The organism is Pseudonocardia sp. SID8383, assembly GCF_009864975.1.
In the GTDB taxonomy this organism is placed as follows: Bacteria; Actinomycetota; Actinomycetes; order Mycobacteriales; family Pseudonocardiaceae; genus Pseudonocardia; species Pseudonocardia alni.
The window spans coordinates 1-6,943 of the sequence record NZ_WWFY01000782.1 but is presented as its reverse complement, the minus strand read 5'-3'; the positions used below and the strand labels follow the sequence as shown (position 1 = coordinate 6,943).

The 6,943-nt window shown below is 74.8% G+C and carries 11 protein-coding genes; 7 read left to right on the top strand and 4 right to left on the bottom strand.

Annotated features, from left to right (window positions below; translation table 11 throughout):
* Window positions 1-780, bottom strand: a 780-nt coding sequence (locus GTW08_RS19250) for an SDR family NAD(P)-dependent oxidoreductase (protein WP_161152331.1), incomplete at its 3' end; no start/stop codon positions are given.
* Window positions 781-905: 125 nt separating this feature from the next.
* On the opposite strand from GTW08_RS19250, the gene GTW08_RS19245 reads away from it, so the two are divergent.
* The gene (locus GTW08_RS19245) at window positions 906-1,307 is read left to right on the top strand and encodes a MerR family transcriptional regulator (protein ID WP_100878213.1); all 402 of its coding nucleotides are present in this window, start codon (window positions 906-908) and stop codon (window positions 1,305-1,307) included.
* Here GTW08_RS19245 and GTW08_RS19240 read toward each other — a convergent pair.
* A complete protein-coding gene (locus GTW08_RS19240; RefSeq protein WP_073574364.1) occupies window positions 1,304-1,576 on the bottom strand; it encodes a hypothetical protein in 273 nt (90 codons plus the stop codon). The genes GTW08_RS19245 and GTW08_RS19240 overlap by 4 nt on opposite strands.
* A gap of 205 nt (window positions 1,577-1,781) precedes the next feature.
* On the opposite strand from GTW08_RS19240, the gene GTW08_RS19235 reads away from it, so the two are divergent.
* The 3 genes from GTW08_RS19235 (at window position 1,782) to GTW08_RS19225 (ending at window position 3,554) form a co-directional block, all read left to right on the top strand.
* Window positions 1,782-1,964, top strand: a complete 183-nt coding sequence (locus GTW08_RS19235; RefSeq protein WP_161152330.1) for a YegP family protein — start codon at window positions 1,782-1,784, stop codon at window positions 1,962-1,964.
* A 99-nt stretch (window positions 1,965-2,063) separates the two neighbouring features.
* Window positions 2,064-2,561: a nuclear transport factor 2 family protein gene (locus tag GTW08_RS19230; protein ID WP_161152329.1), complete on the top strand. Its 498-nt coding sequence runs from the start codon at window positions 2,064-2,066 to the stop codon at window positions 2,559-2,561.
* A gap of 177 nt (window positions 2,562-2,738) precedes the next feature.
* Complete coding sequence (locus tag GTW08_RS19225; protein ID WP_073574367.1) at window positions 2,739-3,554, top strand: SigB/SigF/SigG family RNA polymerase sigma factor; 816 nt, start codon at window positions 2,739-2,741, stop codon at window positions 3,552-3,554.
* Between the two features lie 40 nt (window positions 3,555-3,594).
* Here the strand turns inward: GTW08_RS19225 and GTW08_RS19220 are convergent, their stop codons facing one another.
* Window positions 3,595-4,392, bottom strand: coding sequence for an SDR family oxidoreductase (locus tag GTW08_RS19220; RefSeq protein ID WP_073574461.1), 798 nt, complete (start codon window positions 4,390-4,392; stop codon window positions 3,595-3,597).
* Between the two features lie 278 nt (window positions 4,393-4,670).
* Between GTW08_RS19220 and GTW08_RS31145 the strand changes: the two genes are divergently transcribed.
* On the top strand, window positions 4,671-5,030 hold the full coding sequence (locus GTW08_RS31145) for a TraR/DksA family transcriptional regulator (protein ID WP_202417406.1): 360 nt from the start codon (window positions 4,671-4,673) through the stop codon (window positions 5,028-5,030).
* Window positions 5,031-5,095: 65 nt separating this feature from the next.
* On the opposite strand, the gene GTW08_RS19210 is transcribed toward GTW08_RS31145, so the two are convergent.
* Window positions 5,096-5,674, bottom strand: a complete 579-nt coding sequence (locus GTW08_RS19210) for a type 1 glutamine amidotransferase domain-containing protein (protein WP_161152328.1) — start codon at window positions 5,672-5,674, stop codon at window positions 5,096-5,098.
* Between the two features lie 158 nt (window positions 5,675-5,832).
* Between GTW08_RS19210 and GTW08_RS19205 the strand changes: the two genes are divergently transcribed.
* Together GTW08_RS19205 and GTW08_RS19200 are read left to right on the top strand one after the other, a co-directional pair.
* Window positions 5,833-6,315, top strand: a complete 483-nt coding sequence (locus GTW08_RS19205) for a winged helix-turn-helix transcriptional regulator (protein WP_161152327.1) — start codon at window positions 5,833-5,835, stop codon at window positions 6,313-6,315.
* Window positions 6,312-6,839 (top strand): PaaI family thioesterase, encoded by a 528-nt coding sequence (locus tag GTW08_RS19200; RefSeq protein WP_083658088.1) that lies wholly within the window; start codon window positions 6,312-6,314, stop codon window positions 6,837-6,839. The genes GTW08_RS19205 and GTW08_RS19200 overlap by 4 nt, the downstream gene beginning before the upstream one ends.
* Window positions 6,840-6,943: the final 104 nt, after the last annotated feature.

Genomic DNA, 6,943 nt, shown 5'->3' with positions numbered 1-6,943 from the left:
CCGGGTGTGCCCGCTCCCCCGCTCCAGGCGCTCGCAGCGCTCCCGGCCCCGGCCCGCGACCCGTGCGGCCAGCCGCAGCGCGGTGCGCGGCGCCTCCAGGTAGCCGACCAGCGCCCGGTACACCCAGCCCGGCGCAGACAGCGTGCGGCCGCGGGCGAGGTCGTCGAGCGAGCGGCGCACGACATCGCGGGGGTCGAGCCACAGCGGTCCCTGCGGGTCGTCGTCGGTCCGGATCCGGCCCGCGGCGACGGCGGTGACGGTGACGCCGGTGCCGTGCAGCGACGCTGCGACGGTGTCGCTGAACGCCAGCACCCAGGACTTCGACGCGCCGTAGGCGTTGCCGCCCGAGGCCAGGTACCCGGCGAAGCTCGCGATGTTGAGCACGCCGCCGCGGCCGCGGGCGGTCATCGCCGGGACCGCGGCGCGGGTGAGGCGCATCAGGGCCGTCACGTTGAGGTCGATCTCGCCGGTCAGCGCCTCGACCGGCGCCTCGGCGAAGACGGCGTCGGTCTCGACGCCCGCGTTGTTGACCAGTAGCTCGATCGGCAGGTCCCGGTCGGTGATCCGGCGCTCGACGGCGGCCAGCCCGGCCGGCTCGGTGAGGTCGGCGGGCAGGACCTCGACGATGGCGCCGGTGGCGCGGCCGATCCGCTCGGCGACGTCGGCGAGGCGGGCGGCGTCGCGCGCCACGAGGACGACGGACCATCCGCGCTCGGCGAGCTCGTGGGCGTAGACGGCGCCGAGCCCGCGGCTCGCTCCGGTGACCAGTGCAGTCGGCATGTCGACGACGGTAGGGACGGTTCGCTGTGGCGCCCCTGAGAAGGCCCGCCCCGCTGAGAGCCCGCTGAGACCGGCCCGGGCCCGGCGGTACGGTCGGGGCCGCACGGTCGAGGGGAGGTGGTGTCGTGCAGCAGATCGGTGAGGTGGCCACGCGTGTGGGGCTGTCGCTGCGCACCATCCGGCACTGGGACGAGCTGGGGCTGGTCACGCCGTCGGCCCGCAGCACCGGCGGTTTCCGTCTCTACACCGAGGACGACGTCGAGCGCCTGCGGTTCGTCAAGACGCTCAAGCCGCTCGACCTCGGCCTGGACCAGATCCGCGCGCTGATGGCGGTGATCGACGGTGCCCGAGCCGACCTCGACGCGGGCCGTCCGGTCGGCGACGACGCCCGGGACCGGCTGGCGCTCTACCGCACCGCCGCCGAGTCGCAGATCGAGGCGCTGCACGCCCGGATCCACGGGCTGGAGCTGCTCTCCCGCGAGCTGCGGGCGCTGTCCGAGCCGCGGACCGGCGACGCGGACGACTAGCGCGGCGACGGCAGTCCGCGCACCGCGCCGAGGTCCTCGGGCACGTCGACGTGGCGCCACAGGTCGTCCAGCCCGGTCAGCGGGCGGTCCGGCAGGGCGGCGTCGAGCACCTCGTACAGGCGGGCCCTGGCGTCCTCGGCGCGGGCCGCGGCCAGCAGCGCCGCACGCGGTACCGGGCCGTGGCCGAAGAGCTCGCCCACGAAGTCCAGCACCTCGACCCGGGTGACCGGTACCCGATCGGGGTCGGCGGGCCGGTCGTCCTGACCCACGGCACCCTCCTCTCACCGCCGGGACGGCCCGGGAAGTGCACCGGCCGGACCGTCGAAGGACCGGACTCTACCCTCACACGCCGGGAGGGTTCTCCGGCCCGCCCCGTCGAGCGGCACACTCCGTTGCCCGTCACAACGTCATCTGGGCTGACGTGCGCGCCCATCCGCACCGACCAGCGGTGGTCGATCGAGCCGGGGAGGCCCTGTGGCAGGCAAGTTCGAGGTGTACGAGGACCGGGGCGGGAAGTTCCGGTTCCGGCTGCAGGCGAGCAACGGGCAGGTCGTCGCCGTCGGCGAGGCCTACGAGAGCACGTCGGCCGCCCACAAGGGCTGCGAGGCGGTCCAGCGCGCCGCCGAGGGCGCCACCGTCGTCGAGACCGACGCCTGAGCGGACCTGCCGGGGCCGGTGTCGCGGCCCCACCGGCAGCCCGCCGGACGCGTCCGGTCCGAGACGGGTCGGAACGCCTCCGGCGGGTAGTCGCACACCATGCAGCGACACATCGCACCGGACGACTCCGCACCCGCCGGCGCCGCGCCCGGCGACACACCGCGCGGGGACCACCCCGGCCCCGACGACACGGCACTCACCGACCGGCGGGTCCGCGCCTTCGCCGACGCACTGCAGGCGTTCGAGCGGGACGGCGGGACGGAGGACCTGCTCGCCCGCTTCCGCGACGGCGCCACGGCCGAGCGCCTCGACGGCCGCGGGGCCCGCACCGATCTCGGAGCGTTCTGGCAGGAGTACCTCTCCCCGTTCGACCACGTCGCGACGACCTTCCGCCACGCCGTGCAGACCGGGGACTCCGTCGCGCTGGAATGGCACAGCGACGCCGTGCTCGCCGGGGGCGGCCCGGTGACCGTGCGCGGTGTCACCGTCCTCGATCTCACCGACGCCACCGACGACGACGGTTCGGGCACGGTGACCGCCCTGCGCACCTACTACGACACCGCGGTGTTCGTGACGCCGCCGCACGCCCGGGTCTGAACCGCACCGCGGTCCCCCGCCCCGGGTTGTGGTCCGTCCGGGCCGTGGTTACGGTCGAGCTCCCGGTACCGGGCACGCAGGACACCGCCGACGCGGGTCCGCCGCCCACCGGTCCACACGAGATCCGTTCAACCGTGCAGCGGACCCCGCACCTGCCATCGGCGATTGCGAGGGACCATGCAGAGTCCCACTCTCTCCACCCGGCCCACGACGACCACCCGCGACGGCCGACGGGGCTACGACGACCTCATTCCCGATCTCGACCAGCTGGCCGGGACCGAACCGGGCACGCCGGGCCGTGATGCGTTGCGCGAGTACGTGATCCGCGAGTTCCGTCCACTCGTGCGCAACCTGTCCCGGCGCTTCGCCGCCCCCGGCCGGGGCGTCGAGGACATCGAGCAGGCCGGCATGCTCGGTCTGGTCAAGGCGGTCGACCGCTACGATCCGTCGTCGGCGACCGGCGGCCCCCTCGGCTACCTGGTTCCGAGCATCCGCGGCGAGATGAAGCGCCACCTGCGGGACTACTCCTGGGCGGTGCGGGTCCCGCGCGACCTGAAGGAGCTCGCCGTCACCGTCGGCCGGGTCGCCGACGAGTTGGGGCAGCGGCTCGGCCGTCCGCCCCGCCCCTCGGAGATCGCGACCGAGGTCGGCGTACCGATCGGCGAGGTCGTCGATGCGCTCGGCGCGCTGGAGTCGCACCACGCCAAGTCCCTGGACGCGCCGGTCGGCGACGACGGTTCCGGCGAGGGCCTGTCGCTCGCCGAGCGGATGGGCTCCGAGGACCCGGCGCTGGACCTCGCGGCGCACGGCCCCGGGATGCGTGCGGCACTCAACGAGCTGCCCGAACGGGAGCGTCGGATGCTGGTCCTGCGCTTCTACGGCGACCGGACCCAGTCCCAGATCGCCACCGAGCTGGGCATCTCGCAGATGCACGTCTCGCGGCTGCTGTCACGGACCCTGGCGCGGCTGCGCGAGCGGCTGGCCGACGACTGAGGAGCCCCGCCGTGCCGCCGGCGCGGCGGGGCCCGGACGCTCAGCCCGGCAGGGTCTCCCCGCCGACCGGTGCGAGCACCTCGCCGGTGTAGTACGACGACAGCCGCGGCGCCGCGAAGAACACGAAGGACGGCGCGATCTCGTCCGCGGACGCGGGACGCCCCATCGGGGTCTGCTCGCCGAACCCGTCGACCTTGTCGGGCGGCATCGTCGCCGGGATCAACGGCGTCCACACCGGACCCGGGGCGACGCAGTTGACCCGGATGCCGCGGGGGGTCAGCGACTGCGCGAGCGAGTAGGTCAGCGACTGGACCGCGCCCTTGGTGGCCGAGTAGTCGATGAGGCTCTTGTTCCCGCGCAGGCCGTTGATCGATCCGGTGTTCACGATCGCGCCGCCGTCGGGCAGGTGCTCCAGGGCCGCCTTCGTGACCCGGAAGTAGCTGTGGATGTTGACCTCGAAGGTCCGCAGCCAGGCGTCGTCCTCGATGTCGGTGAGCGCGTCGACCGGTTCCTGGGTGGCGATGTTGTTCACGACGGTGTCGAGCGCGCCCAGCTCCTCGACGGTGCGCCGCACGATGTCGGCGCAGTGCGCGGCGTCCCCGAGGTCACCGGGAAGGGTCAGGCAGCGCCTCCCCTCGGCGCGGACGAGCCCGGCGGTGTGCTCGGCGTCGTCGTGCTCCTCCAGGTAGGCCAGGGCGACGTCGGCGCCCTCCTTGGCGAACGCGACGCACACCGCGCGCCCGATGCCGGAGTCACCACCGGTGACCAGGGCGACGGTGCCGGCGAGCAGGTCGCGGCCCTGGTAACCGCGCATCTCGTCGCGGGGACCGGGGTCCATCGCGCCGGTGTCGCCGGGCGGGGTCTGCTGCTGGGCGGGCGGGCTGTCGGACACGGGGCTCCCTCTCGATCGGTCCGTGACCGGCGACGGGACGAGCCCGCCGACGGGCCGGGACGGTGCGCCGGCGGGTGCGGCCGAAGGGGACCACGGCCGCACCCGTCGGCCACGCCGCGCCTACCCGCGTCGCCCGGGGCGAAACGGCTGCGTGTGCGCGCCCGCCGGTGGGGTAGTCCGGTCCCCGTGCGGCCGTCCGGTCGCGCGGCACGAGAGGAGACCCGATGGACGCGGAGCGGGCACGCACCCTGCTGACCGACGAACTGGACCAGCTGGAGGGCAGCTCGGCGGTGACCGAGCGGCCGGGGCCGGGTGACGACCGCGTCGGCGAGGGTCTCGACTTCGGCGACGAGGGCGCGCGGGCCTACGAGACCATGGCCCACGACCTCGACGAGAACACCCGCCGGGCCCGCACCGCGCGGGTCCGGGCAGCGCTGACCCGTCTGGACAAGGGTGAGTACGGACGCTGCGACGTGTGCGGCGAGCAGATCGACGACGAGCGGCTGGAGGCGCGCCCCGACACCGACCGGTGCCGCGACCACCCCGAGGACGCCGCGCAGATGGCCGGCCCCGTCGAGGGCTGACCCGGTACGCGGACGGGCCCGGCACCCGCTCGGGATGCCGGGCCCGTCGACGTCGTGCGGGTGGGTCAGGCGGTCGCACCCTCCGGGTGCACCGGGTGCTTCCCCTCGGCGAACTCCTCGATCAGCTTCGCGCAGAACGCGTCGAGGTCGTCGGGGTTGCGGCTGGTGACCAGGCCCTTGTCGTTCACGACCTGCTCGTCGACGACGGTCGCGCCCGCGTTGCGCAGGTCGGTCCGGATGCTCGGGAACGACGTGAGGGTGCGACCCTTCACCACGTCGGCCTCGACCAGCGTCCACGGGCCGTGGCAGATCGCGCCGACCGGCTTGCCCGCCGTGAAGAAGGCCTTCACGAACGCCACCGCGGTGGCGTCGGCGCGCAGGTTGTCCGGGTTCACGGTGCCGCCGGGCAGCACCAGCGCGTCGTAGTCGTCGGCGGACACGTCCGCGACGGCCCGGTCGACGTCGAGCTTCTCGTCCGGGTTGATGTCGGCCGACATCGACTGGATCGGGTCCGTGGACAGCGAGACCACCTCGACCCGGGCGCCGGCCTTCTGCAGCTCCTCGCGGGGCTGGACCAGCTCGACCTTCTCCACGCCGTCCGCGGCCAGGATCGCGACGGTCCGGCCCTGCAGTTCGTTCGCCACCGTGGGTTCCTCCTCGGTCTCGTGCTCGTGCGTTGTCCCCTCCCGGCTTCCCGCTGTGCGCACGATCAATCGCGCACGACGGGACCGGGCACTGTCGCCGTCCACCGCGCCGGGCTACCCTGCCTCCTGAGTAGCGCGGCGATACCCAGGAGGCGGAGATGGACGCACGGACGGCGGCGGCGTCCCAGGTGTGCTCGGTGGCCCGCACCGCGGCGCTGCTGGCCGACCCGTGGACGGTGCTGCTCGTGCGCGACCTCGGCCGCGGGGTCGCCCGCTTCGACGAGCTGGCCCGCGTCCTGGGCGTCGCACGCACCGTCCTGAGTCGGCGGCTGTCCGAGCTGGTCGGCGACGGCGTCGTCGAACGGGTGGACTACCGCGAGCCCGGCGCCCGGACCCGCGCCGAGTACCGCCTGACCCGCCGCGGCCGCGACCTGGGCGTGGTCCTGGCCGCGCTCATGGACTTCGGCGACCGGCACCTCGCCGGCGACGCCGGCCCGCCCGTGGTCCGCGTGCACACCGGCTGTGGTGCCCCGGTGCGCCTGGTGAGCGTGTGCACCGCCGGACACCGCCTGGGTCGCGGCGACGACGTCCACCTCGAACCGGGCCCCGGAGCCCCCGTCCCCGAGCAGGAGCCACGATGACCTCCGCAGCAGAGCCCACGGCCGGTCCGGCCACCGCCACGCGCCGCCGCGAGCACGAGTGGACCGACCCGATGGTGCTCGCCGCCGCCGCGTCCGGTCTGGACGGACTGGAGTACCTGCGCCGGATCGTCGACGGCCGCCTCCCCGGGGCGCCCGTCGCGAGCCTCGTCGGGTTCCGTGCCGTCTCCGCCGAGCACGGGCGCGTCGCCTTCGCCTTCGAACCCGGCGAGCACCAGTACAACCCGATCGGCTCGGTGCACGGCGGGGTGTACGCCACGCTGCTCGACTCCGCCTGCGGGTGCGCGGTGCACTCCACGCTCCCTGCCGGGACCGGCTACACCAGCCTGGACCTGTCGGTGCGCTTCCTGCGCCGGATCACCGTCGACACCGGCACCGTGACGTGCACCGGCCACGTCGTGCAGGCCGGGCGCCGCACCGCGCTGGCCCGGGCCGAGCTGACCGACGCCGGGGGCCGGCTGCTGGGCGAGGCCACGTCGAGCTGCCTGATCCTGCCCGGCGACTGAGCCGTCTCAGCGCGGCGCGACCGGGCCCTGGGTCGGCGCGCTGCCGGAGCGGTCGGTGCGCTGCGCGGCCTCCACGCAGGTCGCGGAACGGACCGCGCCGGCCG